Source organism: Acidisphaera rubrifaciens HS-AP3 (assembly GCF_000964365.1).
In the GTDB taxonomy this organism is placed as follows: domain Bacteria; phylum Pseudomonadota; class Alphaproteobacteria; order Acetobacterales; family Acetobacteraceae; genus Acidisphaera; species Acidisphaera rubrifaciens.
On record NZ_BANB01001022.1, the window covers coordinates 1 to 376 of the forward strand.

Genomic DNA, 376 nt, shown 5'->3' on the forward strand with positions numbered 1-376 from the left:
GGCCGTGGGCGGCCTGCGGGCGGCGCTGGAGCGCGGGCTCGCCGCCGACGGGGCGCGCATCCTGGGCGGCGACATTGAGATCGAGAGCGGCAGCGAGCCCCTGCCGGACGCGCTGCGCGACTGGTTGCGCGCGCACGGCGCCCGGCTGTCCGATATCGCGCAGACCCGCTCCATCGTGGTCGCGCCGTCCGGCGAACGGCAGCTGGTGGAGCTGAAGGCGGTCGATCCCGCCTGGCCGCTGCTTGGCCGCGCGACCTATGCGCCGCCGCTCGCCTCGGTGCAGGGCATCGTGCTCGATCCGGTGGTGATCGCGCGGCTCGGCGCGCATGTGGGCGACGTGATGCGCCTGGGCGACGCGCGGCTGCCGCTGGTCGCG

1 pseudogene is annotated in these 376 nt (G+C 76.3%); it reads left to right on the forward strand.

Features of this window, described 5'->3' with window-relative positions:
- A pseudogene (locus tag B8460_RS22540) lies at positions 1-376 on the forward strand (ABC transporter permease); the annotation flags it as partial.